The 21706-nt window shown below is 60.3% G+C and carries 21 protein-coding genes and 3 pseudogenes; 17 read left to right on the top strand and 7 right to left on the bottom strand.

All coding sequences use genetic code 11. The features are described from left to right. Positions 1-1341: 1341 nt before the first annotated feature. Positions 1342-1851: a GNAT family N-acetyltransferase gene (locus N0Q91_RS00535; RefSeq protein WP_275596274.1), complete on the bottom strand. Its 510-nt coding sequence runs from the start codon at positions 1849-1851 to the stop codon at positions 1342-1344. 67 nt (positions 1852-1918) lie between these two features. Further along, positions 1919-3112, bottom strand: a complete 1194-nt coding sequence (locus tag N0Q91_RS00540) for a hypothetical protein (RefSeq protein WP_244562497.1) — start codon at positions 3110-3112, stop codon at positions 1919-1921. A gap of 314 nt (positions 3113-3426) precedes the next feature. On the opposite strand from N0Q91_RS00540, the gene N0Q91_RS00545 reads away from it, so the two are divergent. From N0Q91_RS00545 to tnpC, 3 genes are all read left to right on the top strand, one after another. Next, on the top strand, positions 3427-3813 hold the full coding sequence (locus tag N0Q91_RS00545; protein WP_015008426.1) for a transposase: 387 nt from the start codon (positions 3427-3429) through the stop codon (positions 3811-3813). Next, positions 3810-4154, top strand: coding sequence for an IS66 family insertion sequence element accessory protein TnpB (gene tnpB, locus N0Q91_RS00550; RefSeq protein WP_003537853.1), 345 nt, complete (start codon positions 3810-3812; stop codon positions 4152-4154). The genes N0Q91_RS00545 and tnpB overlap by 4 nt, the downstream gene beginning before the upstream one ends. 75 nt (positions 4155-4229) lie before the next feature. Continuing rightward, positions 4230-5849 (top strand): IS66 family transposase, encoded by a 1620-nt coding sequence (gene tnpC, locus N0Q91_RS00555; RefSeq protein ID WP_275596275.1) that lies wholly within the window; start codon positions 4230-4232, stop codon positions 5847-5849. Here tnpC and N0Q91_RS00560 read toward each other — a convergent pair. Continuing rightward, the gene (locus N0Q91_RS00560) at positions 5846-6703 is read right to left on the bottom strand and encodes a radical SAM protein (protein WP_275596276.1); all 858 of its coding nucleotides are present in this window, start codon (positions 6701-6703) and stop codon (positions 5846-5848) included. The two genes, tnpC and N0Q91_RS00560, sit on opposite strands and share 4 nt — an antisense overlap. Before the next feature lie 14 nt (positions 6704-6717). After that, entirely contained in the window at positions 6718-7122 is a 405-nt protein-coding gene (locus tag N0Q91_RS00565) for a hypothetical protein (protein ID WP_275596277.1), read from the bottom strand. 1213 nt (positions 7123-8335) lie between these two features. Here N0Q91_RS00565 and N0Q91_RS00570 point away from each other — a divergent pair. The 5 genes from N0Q91_RS00570 to N0Q91_RS00590 all read left to right on the top strand — a co-directional run bounded on the left by N0Q91_RS00570 (position 8336) and on the right by N0Q91_RS00590 (position 13896). Beyond that, positions 8336-9361, top strand: coding sequence for a DUF3991 and toprim domain-containing protein (locus N0Q91_RS00570; protein ID WP_375341856.1), 1026 nt, complete (start codon positions 8336-8338; stop codon positions 9359-9361). 270 nt (positions 9362-9631) lie between these two features. After that, complete coding sequence (locus N0Q91_RS00575) at positions 9632-9832, top strand: DUF1419 domain-containing protein (RefSeq protein WP_275531946.1); 201 nt, start codon at positions 9632-9634, stop codon at positions 9830-9832. Between the two features lie 787 nt (positions 9833-10619). Further along, positions 10620-11207, top strand: coding sequence for a hypothetical protein (locus N0Q91_RS00580; protein ID WP_275596279.1), 588 nt, complete (start codon positions 10620-10622; stop codon positions 11205-11207). A 605-nt stretch (positions 11208-11812) separates the two neighbouring features. Then, the gene (locus N0Q91_RS00585) at positions 11813-12616 is read left to right on the top strand and encodes a sulfite exporter TauE/SafE family protein (protein ID WP_275596280.1); all 804 of its coding nucleotides are present in this window, start codon (positions 11813-11815) and stop codon (positions 12614-12616) included. Positions 12617-12870: 254 nt separating this feature from the next. Next, positions 12871-13896 carry an ArdC family protein gene (locus N0Q91_RS00590; RefSeq protein WP_275596281.1) on the top strand — a complete coding sequence of 342 codons (1026 nt, stop codon included), beginning with the start codon at positions 12871-12873 and terminating at the stop codon, positions 13894-13896. 393 nt (positions 13897-14289) lie between these two features. On the opposite strand, the gene N0Q91_RS00595 is transcribed toward N0Q91_RS00590, so the two are convergent. Then, complete coding sequence (locus tag N0Q91_RS00595) at positions 14290-14601, bottom strand: winged helix-turn-helix transcriptional regulator (protein ID WP_375341855.1); 312 nt, start codon at positions 14599-14601, stop codon at positions 14290-14292. Positions 14602-14810: 209 nt separating this feature from the next. On the opposite strand from N0Q91_RS00595, the gene N0Q91_RS00600 reads away from it, so the two are divergent. The 8 genes and pseudogenes from N0Q91_RS00600 to N0Q91_RS00635 all read left to right on the top strand — a co-directional run bounded on the left by N0Q91_RS00600 (position 14811) and on the right by N0Q91_RS00635 (position 20279). Further along, a complete protein-coding gene (locus N0Q91_RS00600; protein WP_275596282.1) occupies positions 14811-15689 on the top strand; it encodes an SDR family oxidoreductase in 879 nt (292 codons plus the stop codon). A gap of 519 nt (positions 15690-16208) precedes the next feature. Then, positions 16209-16513: pseudogene (locus N0Q91_RS00605) on the top strand (hypothetical protein). 166 nt (positions 16514-16679) lie between these two features. After that, on the top strand, positions 16680-16952 hold the full coding sequence (locus N0Q91_RS00610) for a CopG family ribbon-helix-helix protein (protein ID WP_085026101.1): 273 nt from the start codon (positions 16680-16682) through the stop codon (positions 16950-16952). After that, positions 16940-17233, top strand: coding sequence for a type II toxin-antitoxin system RelE/ParE family toxin (locus tag N0Q91_RS00615; protein ID WP_375341854.1), 294 nt, complete (start codon positions 16940-16942; stop codon positions 17231-17233). Before N0Q91_RS00610 ends, N0Q91_RS00615 begins: the two co-directional genes overlap by 13 nt. Before the next feature lie 49 nt (positions 17234-17282). Then, a pseudogene (locus N0Q91_RS00620) lies at positions 17283-18283 on the top strand (tyrosine-type recombinase/integrase); the annotation flags it as partial. Then, positions 18165-19127 (top strand): tyrosine-type recombinase/integrase, encoded by a 963-nt coding sequence (locus N0Q91_RS00625; RefSeq protein WP_375341865.1) that lies wholly within the window; start codon positions 18165-18167, stop codon positions 19125-19127. The pseudogene N0Q91_RS00620 and the gene N0Q91_RS00625, both read left to right, overlap by 119 nt. Before the next feature lie 94 nt (positions 19128-19221). Continuing rightward, positions 19222-19329: pseudogene (locus N0Q91_RS00630) on the top strand (zincin-like metallopeptidase domain-containing protein); the annotation flags it as partial. Between the two features lie 638 nt (positions 19330-19967). Beyond that, positions 19968-20279 (top strand): DUF736 domain-containing protein, encoded by a 312-nt coding sequence (locus N0Q91_RS00635; RefSeq protein ID WP_085026105.1) that lies wholly within the window; start codon positions 19968-19970, stop codon positions 20277-20279. 295 nt (positions 20280-20574) lie between these two features. Here the strand turns inward: N0Q91_RS00635 and N0Q91_RS00640 are convergent, their stop codons facing one another. Next, complete coding sequence (locus tag N0Q91_RS00640) at positions 20575-20700, bottom strand: hypothetical protein (protein ID WP_275531997.1); 126 nt, start codon at positions 20698-20700, stop codon at positions 20575-20577. Between the two features lie 342 nt (positions 20701-21042). On the opposite strand from N0Q91_RS00640, the gene N0Q91_RS00645 reads away from it, so the two are divergent. After that, positions 21043-21177, top strand: coding sequence for a hypothetical protein (locus N0Q91_RS00645; protein WP_275596284.1), 135 nt, complete (start codon positions 21043-21045; stop codon positions 21175-21177). Positions 21178-21274: 97 nt separating this feature from the next. Here N0Q91_RS00645 and N0Q91_RS00650 read toward each other — a convergent pair whose 3' ends face one another. Then, positions 21275-21532 carry a WGR domain-containing protein gene (locus N0Q91_RS00650; RefSeq protein WP_275596385.1) on the bottom strand — a complete coding sequence of 86 codons (258 nt, stop codon included), beginning with the start codon at positions 21530-21532 and terminating at the stop codon, positions 21275-21277. Between the last annotated feature and the right edge of the window lie 174 nt (positions 21533-21706).

The following is a 21706-nucleotide window of genomic DNA, read 5'->3' on the forward strand; positions in this document are numbered from 1 at the left end:
AGGCAACGACACGAGTGCTCCTCGTTTTCACACGCTGGCGCCGTGAGCGCCCCCCGCCGCCCTTCCTTACGCTGGAGGAAAGAAAGATGTGGCGCGCAAAATCCAATACATTCACCGGCAAAGCGGCGCTTGAGTCTGGGCATCGCTGGCAGCGGGAAGGGAACGCTGGTCGGTCAGTGGCACGCGACAGGCGCTTGGCCCTCGGACCAGTGGGAACTTGGTGCCGGATCGCTGCCGCACGATCCTGATGACAATGTCCGCATCTCCAGACGCGACTGCAGGATCGACAAGGACCGAACCTATACCGATTACCATAAGATGGCCAAGGAAGAAGCGGCTCGCCGAGATCGCATCGAAGCGGCAGCAATCTGCGCACGGCTACCCCTAGCGTCTATCGCCGGGGAGCAGGCCGGGCTCGACATCGTCGGTCTAAATATAAGCGCCGCTTTCCACGTCTGCGGAGCAACTGGCGGCCTGGACGACATCGCCTTCCTCATGTTTAACTGCAGAAATGGCGTCGCGGCCCTGTGGCTGAATAGGCGCTCAATGGCCGGGCAGACGATCGGCTGCGGGCTTCGCGGCCGGCGTTCGTCCCGCCGCCGGAAGTATAGTGGGTTTGCTCCGCGGCTACTGCAAACTTCGCTCCAAGGAGCCGAAAAGTTTCTGGCGGTCGCGCCAAAAGTCCGCACCAAGAGCGCCGCCGACGTCGTACAAAACTGCTCAAGGAGGACGCCGCGTCGGCCTCCATCACCGGCAGCACTCTCTCCCGGTGAGCGCGGGGCGAACGCAGTGAGTCGGGCATTTTCAAAGTCCGATGTGTCGGGCGAGCGAGATGCCGCAGGTCGCCGGCATCGTGCAGGGTCCACGCCCATGGCGTCAAAGCCGCTCTCCAACATATTCATGAAAGTGCGCCGGCCCTGACCGCCGCGCGCCTTCTCGTTAACACAATCCGCTCCATCGTCCGGCAGGTTTGAAACCGGGGCTTAGCTAAGGATTTCGTCCCCTCCCGCAAACGCCTCTCAAGCGGGTAAACTTGAGTTGGCTTTTCGTTTCGCAAAATCTCATCGAGGCCGGCGGCCATATACCGCGCGAAAGGCCGGACATGTGACCGCACCGGCCCAATGTATAAAATCGACCGAAAAAGCTCTTGCCACGCGTTCCACATATAGGGGCACGGTCAGGAGTCCATTCCGCTGTTGGCGGACTCGACGGTCCTATATCAGCAGCCGCGTGACCTGGGCATCATCAATTCCCTAAGCGGGTACCATTGCAGAATGGCCTACAATGCCCCAAGACGGCCTCGTCTGGGACGTCATGGCATTCATCGACTTCAGCATCGGCTCACAACCCATCGATCATGTGGGTGGGTCCTGCCTGGCCGGTGACGCGCTTCTCGTAGAAGATCACTGCATATCCGTGCAACATCCCTTCGCCGCGGCGAATATAGCCAGCCCTCTCATAAATTCTTTGAGCGCCTACTTGGATCTTTGTCGTGTCGAGCTTTATCCACTTGAATCCCAGAGCAACAGCTCGCGATTCCAATTCACTAAGAATCCTCCTTCCAAGCCCTCGTCTTTGAAAACCGGGATCGACCCGCATACGCTTCAGCTCTGCGACATCGTCGTCAACACGTTTCAATCCACCCATAGCAGCTAGCTGGGGACCAATATGCGCAACTACGAAGTCTCCACCTGACGCGATGTATGCTTCTTCGATATTGCGTAGATCATCCTCCCACATCCCTTCCGGGCCACGCACGCCAACAGCCTCAGATGCGCTTCTATGCAGATGCCATACATCATCGGCATCCCCTGACTCGAACCGACGAAAGGTCACTTCGACCTTAACCATCGCCCCTCCTTCTGATGTCCGACGTCTGCGAGCCTGTGACATGTTTTTACCTGGGCAAATGCCGCCGTTAGCTTTGACGTGCCGCCGTTAACAGCCGCTGTGAAAGCACAGCCTCAACACTTTCCGAAGCCTCAACTCCGACAATTGGACGGCCCGGATCAACCGTATATTTCAAAGCCGTACTGCGGTGCATCCGAGTAAACCGATCCAGCGCACAAACACAGGACGCGTGCAGCTTTCTGATTTCACTGTCGTGGCGTTCGATGACGGGCGAAACGGTTGCAACCTTGGGAAAGTCCGCTTTCCCTTCTAGCCAGCTTGGCTGGAGCCCCGCGCTGCCCTTGTCTGGTGACAACCAGCGGAATACCTCCTGAATGCATCCCTGCGGGTAGTATTCTGACAGCCGATATAAATCTATATAGAACTGCGGTTTCTGGTGGAAGAGTTCTTCACCGATCAGTAGCACCGAGACCGCCACGATGCGGGCAGAGAAACGCCCGCTTGGGCCCAGCCTATCCTTGTAAGGGTTTTTTCCATAAAACACACGAAATTGGCCGAATAGATCGGGCGCCATACGTTCATAAAAACGCGCCAGAACACAAATTGCTGACTCAAGGCGCTCCACGCATACCGCGAGGCATTGACGCGCATCCGCCCCGACCGCGTCACGCAACTCGAGCAGAGCGTCCATTGCTGACTGTAATTCACTCTCAATGAGTTGATGGCCCAGGCAAAAATCTCGCTCCTCGACTCCAGCCGAGCCGAGGCAATATACGCGTGGATCGCTCTGCAACGGATTGGTAAGAATCATATCCTCATAGGAGAGGACATCAATGCTCGGCTGCCTTTGACGACTTACGCGGGCAATATGGCTCAGCGGCTCTCCCACCGTCGTCGCGGCATCGACGGGATGAAGGCCGGCAAAGGCAGACATCTGATAAGCACAATTGACGAGGTACTGGATGTCTGTCTTAGCGAACCCGAACTCGGACTGGGGCAGATTCAGTAGCTGCGCCTCATAGTCCGTCTCCGCAATCATGGCGTTGATGCTGCATCCGAGCGCCTTAACCGCTTCATCTGGTCGTTCGCTGGCTTTTATCTCCGCAATACAGTACGGCAGTTGATCGGTGACAAAATTGCTGAGAAGCCCCAACGGGCGTATTCGCCCCCGGCGAGCAATGCTGTCGGTCAGATGAGAAAATATTCCCTGCGCCCCATAGGGCGGCTGTTCCGGCCTGGAAAGGGACAATTTGGTGACCATTGACGAGCGCGCTCCCGCTTCACCGAAAGACAGCTTGCATTTCTGCACTTGACCCGTATCTCGCCGCCGGCGAATAATCGTGCTTTTCGAGCAGATCAGTTCGTTTGTCTGTTATTCTGCTATCGTTGTACGCGACCCGTTCAAGCACATTGGCCGAGAAAAATAGCAGCGATACAGCGCCCGAATTGAGAATTCCGGCTGCAGTTAATGAAAGCACGCCATCGTTTGAGATGCAGAGTAAGCGCGTAGGGACCCCCACGTATCAATTGACGCGCTGATCGAGGATTTTCTGCATGAGTCATGCGGAGAATCCTATGAGCGACAGTGTGAATCAGCCACGAACATTCGAGGTTTTGACGGCGGCGCCGGTGCGGGCGCGGCGCAAGCCGCGAGACTGGCCGAACGAGGAGAAGGAGCGCCTGATTGCCGAGACGTTGTTGCCTGGAGCCAATGTCTCTGCGATCGCGCGCGCTGAGGGATTGGATCCCTCGCAGCTTTACGGGTGGCGTCGCAAGGCACTGTCATCGGGGTTGGTTGCGCCCCTGACGGAAACCGCGAAGAAGGAGGTCAAGTTCGCGCGCGTTGAGCCGGTGGCAAGCTCTGCGGTCGAAATCGTCCTCGGTGATGTCGTGGTGCGCGTCGGCGGCGATATCGAGTCGGATCACCTGGTGAAGATACTCCGAGCGGTCCGCAAGGCATGATCGCGTCCGGCGTTGTCGTTTACGTGTCGTGCCAGCCGGTCGACTTCCGCAAAGGTGCGGCATCCTTGATGGCTCTGGTCAGAGATGGCGGTCTCGACCCGTTCAACGGAGCGCTTTATGTGTTCCGGTCGAAACGGGCGGACCGTGTTCGCATCGTCTGGTGGGATGGCAGCGGTGTCTGCCTCTATTCGAAAACCCTCGAGGAGCAGAGCTTTTGCTGGCCGGGCATATCGGCCGCCAGGATACGTCTGGACCATTCGCAATTAATGGCGCTTCTGGCCGGTCTGGATTGGAAGAAGATCCGGCCAACCAAGGTCAGACGGCCGTTGCTGACGGGCTGAACAGGACTGCGGCAAGATGAATCATGTTGCTATAATGATTGGGAAAGCGGCTGTTTTTGTGCTCTATTCGCCCGCATGGATTTGCCCCTTAGCGACCTGCCGGACGACGTTGATGCGCTGAAAGCGATGGTTCTCGCGTTGGCGCGCGAACAAGCCGCGAAAGAGGTCCGGCTGAAGGTGGCCGAGGCTGAGATCGCGCGGTTGGAGGCGGTTGAGAAGAGCGCCACCGAGCGGATTGCCAACCTGACCTTGATCATGAAGGTTTTGCAGCGCACGCAAAATGGCAAGCGCTCTGAGCGGCTCCGCCTCGGGGTCAATGACGAGCAAGTCTCCTTTGCCTTCGAAGAGGTCGAAACCGGCCTATCGGCAATCCGCAGCGAGCTCGATCGCGCAGCCAAGGACAAGCCGAAGCGAGCGCCGCGTCCGCGCAAGGGTTTTGCCGCCCATCTCGAGCGCATCGAGGAGGTCATCGAGCCGGAAATCCCGGCCGGGTGCGAGGGGTTGTCAAAGGTTCTGATCGGAGAGGACCGCTCCGAGCGGCTGGACGTCGTGCCGCCGAAGTTCAGGGTTATCGTGACGCGTCGCCCCAAATACGCTTTCCGGGGCAGCGACGGCGTGGTCCAGGCCTTGGCGCCGGCACACATCATCGAAGGCGGCCTGCCGACGGAACGGCTGCTCGCCTATATCGCCGTTTCCAAATACGCCGATGGTCTTCCTCTTTATCGGCAGGAAGCGATCTATTTGCGTGATGGCGTCGAGATCAGCCGGTCGCTGATGGCCCAATGGATGGGGCATCTGGGCTTCGAACTGCAGATGCTGGCCGATTATATCCTGGAGAGGGTCAAGGAGGGCGAAAGGATCTTTGCCGACGAGACGACCCTACCCACTCTTGCGCCCGGTTCGGGCAAAACCACCAAGGCCTGGCTTTGGGCTTACGCACGCGACGACCGCCCCTATGGCGGAACCAGTCCGCCGATGGTGGCCTATCGTTTTGAAGACAGCAGAGGTGCGGATTGCGTGACGCGTCATCTCTCCGGATTCACCGGCATCCTGCAAGTGGATGGCTACTCGGCCTATACTAATCTCGCCAAGATGCGGGCCAAAACCGGCAGCAACGAAACGGTCCAGCTTGCAGGATGTTGGGCACATCTACGGCGCAAGTTTTATGACCTGCACATCAGCGGAGTCTCGCAGGCCGCCACAGACACTGTCCTGGCAATGACCGAGCTCTGGCGCATCGAGGATGAAGTTCGCGGTAAGGATGCCGACAGCCGCGCGGCCCGGCGCCAGGAGAAATCCTCGACCACCGTCGCCAGCCTCTTCGAGCTCTGGGAAAAGGAACTGGGCAAGGTCTCGGGAAAATCCAAAACCGCCGAGGCGATCCGCTACGCGCTCACCCGGCGCGAGGCGCTGGAGCGCTTTCTGACGGACGGTCGCATCGAAATCGACTCCAACATCGTCGAACGGGCGATCAGGCCCCAAACGATTACGAGAAAGAATAGCCTCTTCGCCGGCAGCGAGGGCGGTGGACGAACTTGGGCGACGGTGGCCACCTTGTTGCAGACCTGCAAAATGAATGGCGTCGATCCGCTCGACTGGCTCTCGCAGACCTTGACCCGCATCGCTCTAGGCTGGCCCGCATCCGAAATCGAAGCTCTCATGCCCTGGAACTTCAGGTCAGACGCCGTCAGCTAACCGCTTACGATGCAGACGAGTCCCGCCTCCCTCAGGATTTCAAGCTCCCGGCCAAAGCATTGTTCAAGGGGCACCCCAAATTCCCGCTCGAAGCGGGAGAGCAACACTCCGCTGCTTCGCAAGGCAAACATTAATGTTCTGCGCATGAGATCGTCTTGCGATAGTTCAACACCTTTCCACACTGGTTTTTCGCCCGCTTCGACTCTAGCCAGATAGCGATCTAAATCTGCTTCGTTATAGAACTGGCACTGACTCATGTAACCAAATCCTCCAACGCCAAACGGGACCAGATTATTGTCGTTCCAGGAATCGTATTTACGACGCTGTTGAACGGAGTGCGGCTGCGGCCGCTTGGTCCAGTAGAAAATCGGCCCATGTCGATAGCCAAGTCTCGTGAGGATGTGCTCTGCCATAAAATGCATAATGATGCGCTCTTTAGCCGGAGCGAATTGATATCGTCCTCGAGCCAATTGGCCGGCTATGGGATCCGTCGACTTAAACATCAACGGGAATATATTGAACTTCTCTATTCCCATATCCAATAGGCCGATAAGTGAGTCGTACCAGCTCCGGAGCGTTTGCTCAGGCAGCCCATACATGAGGTCGAGGGATAGATTCTCAACGCCCATCTCATTAAGTAATTTTACCGTTTGGGTCACCTCCTCCGCACCGTGCCCGCGATTTAATATGCGCAAGATATTTTGATCTAGAGTTTGAACGCCCAGAACGAAGCGGTTTACGCCGCCTCTAAGTAGAGTGGATACGCGGTCCGCAGCATCCGCATGCTTTACAAGTGAGGGATGCAATTCGAAACTTACTTCGGATTTGGACAAATCAAAGCGCTTGTTAATCATATCAAATAGCGATTTTAGTTGATGGTTGGCCAAATATGAGGGAGTGCCACCCCAAAAAAAGCGGTCTCAATAGCTCTGCCATCAAGCGCCGCCTCTGACCAACTCATCTCTTTATTCAAGGCCGCCAAATATCGTTCCACTCGCTCCGAGGAAGGATTTATTTCCTTGGCGAAGTGGCAAAAGGTGCAATACTGATGGCAGAAAGGAATGTGGAAATAGAGGTCAATTGACGATGCAACCTGAGTCAACAACTGTTCGCTGTTCAGCTCGCCCATTGCCTTGAGAGGAGGATATGTGCCGACGAGATAATCGTTGTACGTGTCAAGGTGCAAATTTCGCGACCTCAGCATATCTAGATTGATGTCGTACGAGCGGTCGATCGCAATTTCCAAAGCCTCGGAATAGCTCGGCGCGTTCATTTCTTTAGGACTCCTTTAGCTTTCGTGTGAAAGCAATGGGTGATGGCGCCACATTCGCGCTGCATCGCCGTCTTCTGATTGGGCAAAGAAGTGCGCTTCGATTCGCGCGATCCGGATTCCTTCTAACCGACGCTGCAAAGGCGTAGCATCTACGGTATTGGATCAAGCGATGAAGTGTCATTTGAACTCCTGCGGCGACTGGGGCACGTGGTCGTGCGGATCCTTTGCCGTCCTGCCCGCGCAATAGACGTGCCAACAGAGACTTTCATGCGGGCTTGCTCGAAAGACGGGAAAACCAGCACATCGCGTCGCCGCGTCGACGGAATACTTGCCCCTCAGCGTCGGCTTTCGGACATACGTGTCTTCAACCGGACACGGCTGAGCACGACATGTCGTTCGATGAGGTAATTGCTGTCGTTGGTCGGCGAACGACGCCGGCTAGGCAATCAAGGAGTTCGCAATCAGGTGATACGTCGGATTGGATGTGTCGCAGCGAGCAACTGCGATCTGCCGATGAGGTCACAAATGTAGTTTGAGGGTTCGATCCAGGCCCCTTGACAGAATTGTTGCGCAAGCGCACTGAGGTATTTGTGATCTGTAAAATTCCCCTTGCCCCAACATTCAGGCGTTGGATTCCTGCGCGCAGAAGGCGGAGGCTACCAATGAGATTCGCACAAGACACATACGTTTCGCCGTTTCAGATGCCGTAGCGGAGCTCAGGTTGTACTCGTGCGCTCGGAGAATAGCTGAGTTCACAAGCTCGACATGACCGCTCCCGGCGCAGTCCGAAAGACCCATCTTCTGTTATCGGCGTAACCTCCCTCAACGGTTCCGATAGTTTTTGCGCGTCGGCTACACAGGGCGCTGCCTGGCTGAGGCTCTCATCCTGCTTGACCCCCGATCGATCAAGGAGGCGATCGAGAAGGTGAGCCCATCTGGCTCTCGTTACATTCCGGGCCAAACAGATGACCGTGCAGAACGACACAGTCTCAATCGGAGCAGCAAAAGCCACCGGCATAACCTTCGGCCTGCCGCTTGCGAGCGGCAGGCCGCAAGGGAGGCTTCGCCGCGGCCGACCTTGCATGATTCACTAAATTGTGAGCCGCCCCCTTGCAGCCTTTGCTCTTCGCGGCCGCTCAAGCGGCGGACGGATAGTGCTGACGAATCGGAGGCGATCGCTCTCGCGATCGGAAGGAAAATGGAGAGACGAGAGATGGAAACGCTCCGCGGTAAGGTAAGCTGCGCCGCGGTGCTTGAACAGGCCGGCTTTGCCCACGACGCCAAGGAAAGCACCAGGCGGGCCATGAAGTTTCGGCGAGGCGGCGAGATCATTATCGTCACGCATGAGGGCCGTGGATGGTTCGACCCTCTCAGCGATGCAAAAGGCGATGTCTTCGGGCTCGTCCAGCATCTCGATCGCGTCGCCTTCCTGGAATGCGTTCAAAAGGTCGCGGATCTCGTGGGGTTCAAAATTTCCGGGCCCGAGTGGCAGCCTCGCATTGCTGATGACCACTCCGATCTTTCTCTTGCCGATCGTTGGCAGGCGCGACGCCTCCCTTGGCGAGGCTCATCGACGTGGCGCTACCTCCATGACGAGCGCTGTCTGTCGGTGGCTCTGCTCCGTGCAGCGATAAAGTGCAACCTCCTTCGCGAAGGCCCTCACGGCAGCATGTGGGCCGCACATACGAACCAGGCTGGTGAAGTCACCGGCTGGGAGGCGCGGGGTCCGCAATACCGGGGTTTCGCTTCCGGAGGAACGAAGGCCCTTTTTCGCCTCGGGTCTGGAACTGCACTGCGCCTGGCCGTCACGGAAGCCGCCATCGACGCCATGAGTCTCGCGGCAATCGAGGGATTGCGTGATGGTACGCTTTATCTCAGCACCGGCGGCGGCTGGTCGCCGACCACGGCCGCGGCGCTTCGCGAGCTGGCTCGGCGGCCCGGCGTCCAGCTCGTCGCGGCCACCGACGCCAATCCCCAAGGCGAGATATTTGCCGAGCGGTTGCGGATGCTCGCCGGTGATGCCGGCTGCGACTGGAAGCGGCTCCGGCCGTCGGAGGAGGATTGGAACGAAACGCTGCAGCTCAGGGAAAAGGAAGAGAGGGAAAGAAGAGAGGGAAAGGAAGGAAACAGGCAAAGGCGTGCCGCATACGGGCCACCCGCCAAGGGAGGCTTCGCCCGGCCTCAGCCGGGCCTTGACCCGGTCGGACGCGGTGCCGGCGGCCCGTTAATGAACGACTGAAGAGAATGGCGACGTCGAGAGGGCTGTGCCGCGTTTCGGTCCGGAATCCGCGCAAGGATCCACAGATGACCTCTTCTGCCGCAGTCCGCTAGGTGTTTCAGGGCGTCGCTAGCCGCCAGCGAATGTTCCGCATGTTTGATCGCCACGCCCAGGACCCAGTCGTTCCGGAAGCTGACGCGACCAAGCTCTTACCGCCGGCGAATGGTTCGAGATCGGCGACCGAGCATGATACATGTTCGACGTTTTGCCGCCGCTTGGATCCACGGCTCAATGTTCGGCATGCGCGAATCCCTGGCGGGCGCGGTGACGAGCGTGTTCTTCGCGCTCACAATCGACGAACAGACCCGCTATTTCCACGGCTACTACGACGTGTCCGACAATTCATCCGCGGAAACCATGCACGTCGCGATCGTCGCGCGAGAGCCGCCCCGTTCGGCTTCGTCATCGATGAGACACGGCATGCCGCCATGAGGGGTCCCCCAAGTTTCGCCGGTTGGCGCGGGAGGGCCGCGTGATATCCAGTTCCGAGCAGCAGGCCGCGCAGCTCGCCAGAATGGAAGCGGCGTGCGGCGGTAGACACAGCAACTCGAAGGCGAGGCCTGCCTCAACGCCACGGAATGGAACTCAGCCGCCTGATCCCTCAGAGGGAAGAGCAGCCGGTTACCACGGCAGAGGTGAGCTCCGGCCGTCTCACGCGCGAACCACTGCCGCCGCTGACAACCGGATAAGAAGCTGCACTTCAGATCTATGCCGCCAAGCATGGGCGGCGCTGGAAATCGATCCTCAACACGTCTGATGGGCGGGCCGTGGCACGATGACGGCGGTCTGCTGCGCCGGGTTCGCAACTCGCACGGTCCGACCTGGCTGCAACCCGTCGGCCGCCTGAGCCGGCGAAGTGAGGCGCGGCGTCGGCGAGCGGGAAAAGCGGAGACAGGTGGGAGCGCCCTCGTTTCATTCGAGGGCGTCATGATCCCTCCCCAGCCGGATGCCCTTCGTTTTGCTGCGGTCTGAACCGGCGGTCGCGCGCTAAAAGGCCGCTGACGCGCCGCGGTGCGGCCGGACCCCGCCGTCCTCCACAGAGCAGGCTCGCGTGCTCTTTCGAGGGCAGGTTGCCCTCTTCGCACGCAAACCGACTCCGCTCGTCCAGGTAGGGCCGGACCCTGAAGCGCCCGCCTTCCGCCGGTTCGGGATAACCGCACCGACGGGCGAGCCGGCATGGGGCCGGAACCGTTTCGGACGACTTCGAAAGGAAACGACCATGGCCAATCCCGCTACTTCCTCTCGCCAATCTGCGCGCTTCTTGCGACTGCGCAAGGGCGCCACCATCGAGATGGTCCGGCTGACTTGCCCCGACGCCGCGCAGGCGCTGAAGATCGCCGAGAGTTTCGGCACCGCGGTCATCGACAGCGACGGCATCCGCGACCTACACGAACGCCTTGTCATCGAGACCGCCGATGCGCTCGGCGACGGGCTTGGTGACAAAGCCATGCAGATCCACCTGCAGCGCATCGTCGGCGCCTTCGTCGGCTCCGCTCACGGCGCCGGCCAGTTCTATAGCCGGGCGGTCACGGAGGCGCGCGACGCCACGGCCAAGGCTGCAAACGATGCCCGCGACGAGGACCTCGACGGTCCCGTTGGGTATGATAGCGCCGCTCAGCGAAAGCGCGAATTTGCCGCCGACATGGGCGTGCAGGCCCATTCCCTTAGAATGGCGGCCGAAGGCGCTGTCGCCGCCTACGCTCAGGTGATCGGCGAAATCTGGAAGCCTTTCGACCGGCCGGTCGAACAGCCGGGCCACCCGCTCAACCGCAAGGCAGCTGAGGCGCAGATCTCGGCCTTCGATTAGGCGCCGGCGACGGGGCCCCGGCCTCGCCCCTCCGATCAACACGAGAACGGCCGGCTCCATGGCGGAGCCGGCCAGTTTTAATGTCGCCGACGCGGCCAATAAGGAAAACGAAAATCGGCAGATGGCACGCCCTGCGGCCCGTCCCGTTCGTCGGGTCTGCAGAAGCCGCCGGGGACGCAACGGCTCCGCCGTCCTCATTCGAGCATGACGTGATTCGACCATGACATGGCGAGCAGCCGCCTCAAGCCCATTGCGCCGAGGCGGAGGGACCAGTTCTATTTCAAAATTTCGACAAGGACTCGCGAACACGTCCGCCGACCCGGAGGCCTGATTAATACTTAACTTCCGCTATGCCGCTCCGCTGCGCGGAGATAAGAGCGAAACATAACCGTGAGCTGCCTTTCGGCCTCCTCGATACCATCGTCTGCTTCTTTGATCCCGGCACTGCCGCCCGCCTTAAGCGGTGGCTGGTGTCGACCCTCAAACGTCGATAGCCCCACTTTGCCAGCCGACTCGTCGCCCGAACGCCTGTATCACCCGCGACATCGACCGGCGTTGGCACGCTCGGTGCAGGAGATCAAAAGCTTGCTGAAGGAGAAACGCCCGTGACTGAAGCCGCCAATACATCGCTTACCCGTCATCCCGCTGCTGCCTTCAGCGGAGGAGCCATTATTGGCACACTTGGAGGCCTGATTGGCCTTGGCGGCGCCGAGTTTCGACTTCCGATCCTCATCGGATTCTTCAACTTCGCGGCCCTGGAGGCGGTAATCCTCAACAAGGCCACGAGCCTCGTCGTTGTCGCGACCGCGCTGCCCTTTCGGGCTGGAACAGTGCCGTTCAGCGCCATCGCCGGCAACTGGACCATCATTGCCAACCTTCTCGCCGGCAGCCTCTTCGGCGCCTGGTTCGGTGCGGGGTGGGCGACGAGACTTCGGTCAGAGACACTCTACAAAGTCATCGCGATCATGCTCGTGGCCATCGCGATCGTTTTGGTTCTGGCGCACGGTTCGACAGCGGGCCAACCTTTATTGACGGGAGTGGCGCAGCTTGTCGCCGGCGTCATCACGGGGTTCATCATTGGCATCGTCGCCGCGCTGCTTGGCGTTGCCGGAGGCGAACTGCTCATCCCGACGCTGGTTCTCCTCTATGGCGCGGATATCAAACTCGCCGGCAGTCTCTCGCTCGCGGTCAGTCTGCCTACCATGCTGGTCGGCTTTACCCGATACAGCCAGGACCAAAGCTTCTCGGTAATCGGCCGGAACAAGACATTCATGCTGATGATGGCGGCAGGATCGATCGCAGGCACGTTTATCGGTGGTTTGCTGCTCGGTATTGTCCCCACTGCGGTGTTGCTGCCGGCCTTGGCAATCATTCTCCTGATCTCCGCGGTGAAGGTGTGGCGGCATTAGCCGCGTGATCGCCGAGCTGATGGCACAGCAAATCCGACCATCCAACGCCGCGATCAAATGAAGCGCAGTCGTGCTTCCTCGCGTCGAGCTCTGCCCCGGCGTGGGCGGAGCGCGCGATGCCCGGCTCGCCCACGCAACGGCTGGTCGCCGTCCTCCGCTTACGCTGCGGCTCTGCGAGTGCGCAGTCGCGCCTAAGGCATCGCAATTCGCTGCTCCGACGCCGGGACAGGCCCGGCGGAGAAGGAGCACCGGTTATGACGAGACAAGAAAAACCCCACAACAGCCGCCCAGACGGGCGGCGGAAGAGGAAGAGAAAGGCCGGAGTCGGGCGGTCGGTTGATGGGACAAGAGAGGCTCGCACCGCCGGCCGCGGCGATTCGTCCCACACTTCAAGTTCGGCGAAGCGCGCCGACGTTTATTCCCGCGTCACGGCCGAGATCATCGCCGCTATCGAACAGGGCACGGGTGAATGGCGTGCGCCCTGGTTCCACAACGGGGCAAGTATCACCCGCCCGACCAACATCGCTTCCGGCAAGCGGTATCGCGGCATCAACACGCTGGCGCTCTGGGCGGCGAGCTTCGCGGCCGGGTACGGCGACGGCCTCTGGGGCACCTACAAGCAATGGCAGGACGCCGGCGCGCAGGTGCGTGAAGGAGAGCGCTCCACGACAGTCGTGTTGTGGAGGGAGATCCAGGCTTCACGGCAGGTCGACAATGGCAGCGACGATGATGGGCATCGACGGATGTTTGCCCGAGCATTCCCGGTTTTCAACGTCGAGCAGGTAGATGGATACGAGCGCCCGTCAACTCCCGTGCTGCCCGAGAGCGAACGTATGGCGCATGCGGAAGCCTTCATCGCCAATCTGGGCGTGAAGACCGTCTTTGGCGCGGCAGAAGCCTACTATCTCCCCTCGACCGATACGGTGTTCATGCCACCGTTCACCTCGTTTCGCGACGCCGCGTCGTTCTACGGCGTGTGGCTGCATGAGAATGGTCACGCCAGCGGCGCCAAGCATAGGCTCGACCGCGATCTCTCGGGTCGCTTCGGTTCGGCTGCTTATGCCGCCGAAGAATGCTGCGTGGAGATACTCAGCGGGCTTGTTCTCGCTGACTTGGGCATCGCCCATCATCCGCACCCCGATCATGCCGCCTATGTCTCATCGTGGCTCAAGGTCCTCAAGAAGGACCCAAAGGCCATCTTCACCGCTGCCAGCCAGGCGCAGCAGGCGGCTGACTGGATGCATACGCAGCAGCCCCAGGGCGAGGAGATGATGGTATGATCGGCATCATTTCCAGCCAATTTCACGAAGGGCTGGCTTTGTCAGGGGCAGTTGCTTCCTTTCGCCGACCTCGGCATTGCCAGCCCCGCCCCGATCCCGCCTCGTAACTTACCTCCTGGCTCAAGTAATGGCGAGCTAGCCATTCTTGAGCCAACTGGCAATATAAGCGGCGTGATCGTCGCGCGGCTCGATCGCAAGGCCAAGGTCAGCAGCAAAAAAGCCCTCCCTAGTTCGGCAACATATCCTGACAGTGAAGCAGCAAAGGCGCCTACTGGGCCCAAAGGGCACTCGCCCCTACTAAGAGCGCGGGATTCGGTCCGGTGTTCCGGATACGCAATGGGGTGACGCAAAACGCCGTGCGCCGGGCAACGGGCACGATTCTCCGGGCCGGCCTCAGGCCGCCTTCCGAAACTCCGCCCGCGCCTTGTCTATCTCCGGAAAATGCGCGAAGGCCCAGTCCACCATCGCCGAAAGCGGTACGAGGAGCCTGTGCCCCAACAGCGAGAGCTTGTACTCGACACTCGGCGGGGTGATGGGGAACACGGTCCGCTCGATCCGCCCATCGGCCTGCAGGTCGCGCAGCGTCTGGGTCAGCATGCGCTGCGAGATGTCGCCGATGTCGCGCCGCAATTCTCCGAACCGATAAGGCCGTTCCGCCAGCGCCGAGAGGATCAGCACGCTTCCACTTGCCGGCGATCTGATCAAGTACGCCGCGCACCGGGCATTGGCTCGCGTCGGGATAGGTCCGGCGCGCTTCGAGCATGTTCTCTTTAAAGCTGAGCCCTGGCCGCATGGTGGTTCTCCCAAGGTAACTATGGGGCTGAAAACTACCGTCTTGCGTCCTCAGCGATAGTTACTAACCTGCAGCTACACTCTAGTTGAGACAAGCTGCCAAATTGAATATGGAGTACGTGATGTCCCTTCCCACCCTCTTCGTCTCGGGCGCTGGCGGCAAGCTTGGCGGGCTCGTGATCGAGGCGCTGAAATCCCGCGGCTATGCCGGCAAGATTGTGGCCGGCACGCGCCATCCCGCAAAGCTCGCCGGGCTTTCCGGCGTCGAGGTGCGGAAGGCGGATTTCGCCGACAAAGCCAGCCTCGTCGCTTCGCTCCAGGGCGTCGATCGCTTCCTCGTCATCTCCACCGACCAGGTCGGCGGACGCCTCGCGGCCCATCTCACCGCCGTCGAGGCGGCCAAGGAAGCAGGCGTGAAGGAAATCTTCTACACCTCAATGCCCAATCCGGAGGCGCCCTCCGAGATCCCCTTCGCCCATGAGCACCTCGGCACCGAGAGCGCCATCAAGGCCACAGGCATTCCCTACACCATCGTGCGTATGGGCTGGTACATGGAGAATCTCCTGGGCATCCTGCCGAACAATCTCGAGTCCGGCCAGTGGTTTACCTCCACCGAGGGCAGCAAGACCAGCTATACTAGCGGTCCCGATTGCGCCCATGCCGCCGCCGGTGCGCTGCTCAAGGGCGCCGAGAACAAGACCTACACGGTCACCGGTCCTGCGGCGCTGAGCAACGCCCAGATCGCTGCCATCGCCACAGAGATTACCGGCAAGCCGCTAAGCGTGGTCGAAGTAAGCGACGAGCAGCTCGCTGCCGGCGCCAAAGCTGCCGGGGTACCGGATTTCGTCGTCGACCACTTCATCTTGCCGTTCGAGCGGTTTGCCCGCGCCGGTAAGGCCGCCCTAGTCACCAATGCGGTAGAAGCGCTCTGGGGCGAGAGGCCGCTTTCCGTTAAGGAATTCCTCAGCGCCAACAAGACCGCGCTGACGCGGGCGGCCTGACCCCGCAAGGCCGGTGGGGGAAGATACCTCCACCCTTGTTCCCCCGTATAGGTGTTTTCCCTCGTATAGGTATCCACTTCAGGCGCAATCCGGCCGAGGCTATGATCACGGTAGAAGCACTGGTTACGCGCCACGGGCTGGATGCTGATCACGGATGGGCTTCAGATGACCGCGATCTCGGGCTTTCTCGTTCGTGGATGAATGGAGAATTTTCCCGTATAAATCTGCGCTTCACATTCGCGGCAATCGTCGCTTGTGGCGAAAGCTCGTGCGTTGGCGTCGGGCTTGGTGCGGCACCTGGCAAGGACGAACCTCGGCTCTGGACGATCTCGAGTGCGGGCGCTCACCCAGGATGAAGAACGGGCCTGCGCTGGTTTTCGGACAGGCAAAGGACGGCCATGTTGCTCAGCATGTTCCCGTTCGTTGAGCTTGCCATTGCTGGCAGAAACCTTGAGCTTGCCCCCTGATATAAGTATCTCTCAGACGAGAGCAGAGATTTAGATAGGGCAGGATGCGGCAATGCTGAAAACCGATACCCGCCAAGCGAATTGGCGTCGTGCCAATCCAGGCAAATATGATGCTCACCTTGCTGTGCAGCGAGCAGTGAAGGCAGGCGAGCTGGAAAAGCAACCTTTGAGGTCTGCGGGGTCGAAGCGGTCGATGCCCATCATGATCAATACGATGAGCCTTTAAAGGTACGGTGGTTATGCCGGCGGCATCACACAAGGCTTCACCACTACGGCGAAGACATGTTTTTCGGTCGGGGATCGGCTTTAGAGACCGGACCAAACTGGCTGCCCTTGTTGCGGTCACGCCGCCAGTAACATGCCTCCAGCTTCCGGCGGCTAGCCGCGTTTAAGGGATGCCCCAGGTTACGCAAATAAAAATGCGCGCCGCTTTGGCCTCGGCCCACGCACGCGCTTGGGATGGACTCTGAAGCAGAGACGAGCTATCTTATCACTAGGTATCACTACGTGATAAGGCACCGCTATGGCAACGTCTCTCAAGATCGACGACACACTGAAAAGTCGCGTACAGCAGCTCGCCAGTCAGCGCCGCCGCTCGCCCCACTGGATCATGCTCGAAGCGATCCAACAGTACGTTGAGCGCGAGGAAGCACGCGAGAGCTTCAAGCAGGAGGCCTTGGCGTCCTGGGCCGCGTACAAGGAAACCGGCCGCCACCTCACCGGCGAAGAAGTCCGCACCTGGTTGACTACCTGGGGCACCGATGACGAAAAGCCGGTGCCAGAGTGCCACAAGTAATCGTCACCGAAGGCGCCGCGGAAGGCTTGGAGCGATGCCGGCGGTTCCTGGCCACTAAGGCCCCGGAAGCTGCCAGACGGGCCGGCCAGGCCATCGAGCGGCAATTCCTGCTGCTGGAGACGGCGCCCGACATTGGCCGGCCGTTCTCCGAAGCGCCTGAGCTGCGTGAGCTCGTGATTGCCTTCGGGGACTCCGGCTATGTGGCCCTGTACCATCACCAGCCGGCCGACGATGCGGTGTATGTTCTTGCCTTCCGGCACCAGAAAGAAGCGGGCTACTAATCAGAGATGAGCCGGGATGTGCTCGAATCACGCAAGAAGCGACTAGGCGATCTTGCGCGCTCTGCTCGCTTCCGATCCCGATCAGGCACTGGAATCGATACGAAAGTTACCGCCATTCGGCAGCGTTCTCGGAAACCTCATGCGCAACCACATCGCCCTGATGCGAGCCAGAGGTTATCGTTTCAGACACAGGAACGCTGGTTTTGGCGCTTCGATCGCTTCTTGCAGGCGCATCCGGAATTAGCGGGTGAGCCGGTATCGGTGATGCTGCAGCATTGGGCGGCGGCGCGACCGGGCGCCAACCACGCCGCCGAGTGCGAACGACTCGCTCGAGCCCTGAGTAAGGCACAGCATCACCTCGATCGCAACTCCAAACCGAGGCGCCCAGATCCGCGGCCGGCTCAGCAGGTCGCGCGGCAATGGCGCCGACCCCACATATACAGCCCGGAAGAGGTTCGTCGTCTGCTCGATATTGCGCGGAGCTATCCATCCCCGCGCGCGCCGCTGCGCCCGATCAGCCTCTATACCATGCTGGTCCTGTCCTGGCTTATTGCGCTGGATTGCGGCTGGGAGAACTCGCGCGCCTGAACCTTGCCGACGTCGATCTGCATGCCGGCACAGTCACCATCCGGGAGACGAAATTCTTCAGGTCCAGAATTTTTGCCCTTGGCCGACAGTGCGTTGTCGGCGCTGCGAGAATATTTGGAGGCGAGGCGCAAGGCGAAGGCGCCGCAAAGCCCAGATTCCGGCCTGTTCTGGCACGATCAGGGCAATGCGCGCTATACGTCTCACGGCATCGCGGGGTGCCTCGTCGATATCCTGCGGCGGGCTGCGATCAAGCCGCCGAAAGGCAAGATCGGGCCTCGCATCCACGACCTGCGTCACTCGTTCGTGGTGAATCGCATTCTTGAATGGTACCGCGCCGGCATCAATCCGCAGGACACACTGCCGTTCCTCGCGACATACCTGGGGCACCGCGACATCCACTCGACGCTGGTTTACATTACGGTCACGCAGGAGCTCTTGCAGCAAGCAAAGGACCGCTTTCGGACGTCGGCGCCGACCGATTGCTCAGCTTACAGTCAGCGCCTTCCTGCACCATACCGAGCAGGAACGCGGAGACACGATCGGCACGCGCAACGTCCGCCTGTCGGCATTGCGCAGCTTCTTCGGCTTCGTTGCTGGCCGCGAGCCGACCGCCATCGCACAGTGCACCGAAATCCTGCACGTTCCGATGAAGAAAGCGCCGATCCATGCACCGTGTTACCTGGAACCGGAAGAAGTGAAGGCAATTCGGGCCCAGCCCGATCGCTCTACGATCAAGGGCCAACGCGACCACACGCTCCTCTCCTTCCTCTACAATACCGGTGCGCGCATCCAGGAAGCGCTCGATGTTTGCCCGCGGGCAATCCGGTTCGACACACCGGCCTGTGTACGCCTGTACGGCAAGGGATGGAAAGAACGGTTGAGCCCTCTTTGGCCGGAAACGGTCTCACTGCTGAGATCCTTGCTCCAGCGGCAGCCGAGACGAGACGACGAGCCGATCTTCGTCAATCGGTATGGTATCCCGCTTGGTGCATCGGGCGTTCGCTTCAAACTGGCGGAATATGTCGCCCGGGCAATGAAGATCGCGCCAGGCCTGGCCTCGAAGCACGTGACGCCTCACAGCTTCCGTCATGCAACAGCGGTGCATCTGGTGGCGGCCGGGGTCGAGGTCACCGTGATCCGAAGCTGGCTTGGCCACGTCAGCCTCGACACCACAAACCACTACGCTCAGGCGAACTTGGAGACCAAGCGCCTCGCGCTGGAGCGGCTCGAAAGTCCGTCACGATCACCAAAACGGCCGTCATGGAAGCAAGACCAGAGCGTTCTTGCTTGGCTCGATAACGTTTAGCCGCAGCGAAATAATGTGGAGGAGATCTGGCTGCTGTGCCCCGCAAAAAAACGGCGACATAGAGCTCCTCCACATTATGAGCTGCTGCTGATTACTGAAGGTCCTGACCGACGACAGACCGGCGATATTCCAGGCGGCGGCACATGCGCAACGGGCCGCAAGCTTTCTGCATGGCCTGCAGGCGGAACACCCCGGGGAGCGGTTCGTGCGTGAAGCTGTTCAAAGTCGGTCGCTGGTCTCGCCGACGGCCGGCAACTCTTCCAGCTTGGTCGCGGTGAGCGTGTTGGGATCGGCCGGAAGGTCCAGTTTGGTCCAAGTCGCGGTTTCCGGTGGATTGGCTTGAGCTTCCGGACACGGCTTGATTTCGACGATAAACGGCTTTGTCTGCTGGCGGTAGATCCTGCAGGCGACGAATCGCGAGGCACGACGATACCGCGAAGAATGGGCACGCAATGCCCCCTGCTCAGCTGTTCTGGGGCGTTTGATTTGACATGTGGACGGAGCAACGGACCCACCGTTGCATGATTCCGGCAGGCAGTCGGAGAGCAGCTGTAATCGCCATATTCCTTCGATCACTGCGCCAGACCACGTCCTTCGCGCGCTCGATGAGGCATGTCTGATCGAGACCGGCTTCGCCTCGATCGTCTTCCCGCAACGGCCTTCCAAAACTTTCTTCCCCTGAGCGCGATGCGCTCATTCCTCGAGGGAACAACAAAGCTTCTTCTGGCCGCCCTCCACCTTGTTCCGGCCCTCCGGGTGCGGACCGATCGTCCCCGATCCTTGCGACAGCCATCGAGGCCGCGATGGGCGCGGCCCCGAAACAGCGAAAGGAATACGACAATGGCAACCATCGGCACCTTCACCACCTCCGAAACCGGCTTCAACGGCTCGATCCGCACGCTCGCCCTCAACGTGAAGGCCCGCATCGCCCGCATCGAGAACCCCTCCGACAAGGGCCCGCACTTCCGCATCTACGCGGGCAATGTCGAGCTGGGTGCCGCCTGGCACAAGCGCTCCGAGCAGACGGATCGCGACTACCTCTCGGTCAAGCTCGACGACCCGAGCTTCCCGGCCCCGATCTACGCAACGCTCACCGAGATCGAGGGCGAGGACGGCTACCAGCTGATCTGGTCCCGCCCCAGCCGGGACTGAGACCCAGACCAGGCCCCGCCTGCAAGGCGGGGCCATCTGGCTGCAAAGACAAGGCGGAAGCAGGCATCGAGCCTGGCCGGCTTTTTCGGTGCGATACGGAACCGGAATTTGTCTGCTCAGATGAGGCTATCGTGCCGCGAGGAAATGGCAGCCTCAAGGACGAGCGGTGCCCCCAATTTCGTCTCCGCTCCGGTTTCCTCCGCTCCAACAAAATCGGCTCCCCACGCGCCGGCTCCGCCGGTCGCTTCCACGCTCCTTGACCCCGTCATCTCTTCCTGCCCTGCGGCCTCGTCTTTCATGAACTCAAGGAGATGAGACAACGACCGTCGAACAGCACATCGAAGAACTGCGGGCCGAGCTCAAGAGCGCCTGCGATGCCATCGAGCGCCACCAGATCGAGGCTGAGCTTGAGCTCGCCCAAGCAAACCTGGTCGTGACGCTGGCCGAACAGGAGGGTGCGATGGAAGTAGGGCCGACCGTCTGAGCCGGCTCTTTTGGGCTGTTACATAAGCCGGGCCGCGGGGTCGACCGGCCTACCGGCTGTCATGGATTTCACCCCTCTACACTCGCCGGCGGCTGGCGCTGGATATGGTCGCGTCGCCTTCGGCTCCGCGGGTCTCTTCTCTGCGACGTCCTATTCTACTCCAACAACCTCGGCGCCTCTGGGATATCGGTTCTCCCGCTTGCAAGTCGCTTCGCGATCCTTGCCCCCTCTTTGCGCTGGAGTGGCCGATCTCCGTCATCAGACAAAGGAGATCACACTATGACATCTGACCAGGACCTTGCGCTCCAGACCAAGCTTTCCGGTTTCGCTCGATTCCTCGGCGCCACCGGCCGCCGGCTCCGCACTGGCGGCAAGGTGATCAGCCACCTCTTCCGCAAGGGAAGCTCGGACTGAACGTCGCCGTCAAGGTTCCGTTGTTGGTCGAAATCGAGGTCTTCTTCGCCTGGAAGCGGCGCCGATGAGGCGTCATGGCCCGATTAGCGAGCCTTTCTCATGTCGGCACGGAGGCGCGCGGGCGATAGCCGCGATTTCGCTTCTGTCGTAGCAGACCGAGAAACAGTTCTACCGCTTCCTCTTCCCGCCCGAAATGATGGATCATCGTCTGACCCTTTGCGCCAATGCGACCCCACGTCCTGAGCAGGCAAATATCCCCGAACAGGTTCGGCTCGATCGACATGGCGTAGTAGCGCGCCATGTTCTTTGCCGCATCCGTGCGTTCGACATAGAGGTGGTAGGGCTGCGAGATCATGAGATCAGAGTCGCCGATCCCGGCCATCGCGTCCAACGACATTTATGAATCGTTCGGTAGGGATCGATTCACATCGGTGATGATAAGCAAAGCCTCCTCAGGGATTTTTTGGGCGGGACGCCTGCGGCGTACGGCTCTACTCGCTGCGCTCAACAAACCGCGAGCGCGGTTTTG

The sequence above is a fragment of the Sinorhizobium prairiense genome, assembly GCF_029201645.2.
Classification (GTDB): domain Bacteria; phylum Pseudomonadota; class Alphaproteobacteria; order Rhizobiales; family Rhizobiaceae; genus Sinorhizobium; species Sinorhizobium meliloti_A.

What these genes read in the sequence shown, in the direction of transcription:
- N0Q91_RS00535 (WP_275596274.1), bottom strand. Translation starts at nt 1,851, where the DNA reads ATGGTTAAGGTCGAAGTGACCTTTCGTCGGTTCGAGTCAGGGGATGCC.
- N0Q91_RS00540 (WP_244562497.1), bottom strand. Translation starts at nt 3,112, where the DNA reads ATGGTCACCAAATTGTCCCTTTCCAGGCCGGAACAGCCGCCCTATGGG.
- N0Q91_RS00545 (WP_015008426.1), top strand. Translation starts at nt 3,427, where the DNA reads ATGAGCGACAGTGTGAATCAGCCACGAACATTCGAGGTTTTGACGGCG.
- tnpB (WP_003537853.1), top strand. Translation starts at nt 3,810, where the DNA reads ATGATCGCGTCCGGCGTTGTCGTTTACGTGTCGTGCCAGCCGGTCGAC.
- tnpC (WP_275596275.1), top strand. Translation starts at nt 4,230, where the DNA reads ATGGATTTGCCCCTTAGCGACCTGCCGGACGACGTTGATGCGCTGAAA.
- N0Q91_RS00560 (WP_275596276.1), bottom strand. Translation starts at nt 6,703, where the DNA reads ATGATTAACAAGCGCTTTGATTTGTCCAAATCCGAAGTAAGTTTCGAA.
- N0Q91_RS00565 (WP_275596277.1), bottom strand. Translation starts at nt 7,122, where the DNA reads ATGAACGCGCCGAGCTATTCCGAGGCTTTGGAAATTGCGATCGACCGC.
- N0Q91_RS00570 (WP_375341856.1), top strand. Translation starts at nt 8,336, where the DNA reads ATGGAAACGCTCCGCGGTAAGGTAAGCTGCGCCGCGGTGCTTGAACAG.
- N0Q91_RS00575 (WP_275531946.1), top strand. Translation starts at nt 9,632, where the DNA reads ATGTTCGGCATGCGCGAATCCCTGGCGGGCGCGGTGACGAGCGTGTTC.
- N0Q91_RS00580 (WP_275596279.1), top strand. Translation starts at nt 10,620, where the DNA reads ATGGCCAATCCCGCTACTTCCTCTCGCCAATCTGCGCGCTTCTTGCGA.
- N0Q91_RS00590 (WP_275596281.1), top strand. Translation starts at nt 12,871, where the DNA reads ATGACGAGACAAGAAAAACCCCACAACAGCCGCCCAGACGGGCGGCGG.
- N0Q91_RS00600 (WP_275596282.1), top strand. Translation starts at nt 14,811, where the DNA reads ATGTCCCTTCCCACCCTCTTCGTCTCGGGCGCTGGCGGCAAGCTTGGC.
- N0Q91_RS00610 (WP_085026101.1), top strand. Translation starts at nt 16,680, where the DNA reads ATGGCAACGTCTCTCAAGATCGACGACACACTGAAAAGTCGCGTACAG.
- N0Q91_RS00635 (WP_085026105.1), top strand. Translation starts at nt 19,968, where the DNA reads ATGGCAACCATCGGCACCTTCACCACCTCCGAAACCGGCTTCAACGGC.
- N0Q91_RS00645 (WP_275596284.1), top strand. Translation starts at nt 21,043, where the DNA reads ATGACATCTGACCAGGACCTTGCGCTCCAGACCAAGCTTTCCGGTTTC.
- N0Q91_RS00650 (WP_275596385.1), bottom strand. Translation starts at nt 21,532, where the DNA reads ATGATCTCGCAGCCCTACCACCTCTATGTCGAACGCACGGATGCGGCA.